The sequence below is a fragment of the Cognatazoarcus halotolerans genome, from assembly GCF_009800965.1.
In the GTDB taxonomy this organism is placed as follows: Bacteria; Pseudomonadota; Gammaproteobacteria; order Burkholderiales; family Rhodocyclaceae; genus Cognatazoarcus; species Cognatazoarcus halotolerans.
Map to the genome: position 1 here is coordinate 1 of NZ_WUAF01000089.1, position 272 is coordinate 272.

Annotated in this window: 1 protein-coding gene; it reads right to left on the minus strand. The window is 66.2% G+C overall.

What is annotated here, in order from left to right:
- Nucleotides 1-220, minus strand: a 220-nt coding sequence (locus tag GQB03_RS22795; RefSeq protein WP_159694075.1) for a helix-turn-helix domain-containing protein, incomplete at its 3' end; no start/stop codon positions are given.
- Between the last annotated feature and the right edge of the window lie 52 nt (nucleotides 221-272).

Here is a 272-nt window from a genome sequence, read left to right on the forward strand (position 1 = left end):
CCGAGTAGCTCACCTGCGGTGCCCGCCGAACAAGCCAGGCACGATGCGCCGACAGAACCGTCTCGTCCTTCCCGGCCCGGCGGTACGGCCTCCATTCGGACTGCCGCAGCCAGTAGCGCACCGTCTTCCGGTCCAGTTCCAACTGCCGCGCAATGGCCGACACGCTCTGGCCGGCTGCCCGCAATCGCTGGATCTGCTCCCATCGTTCCTTGCCGACCATCTGCGCCTCCGTGCCAGTACTGGACACGGAAACATTAACGCCGCCGATGCTC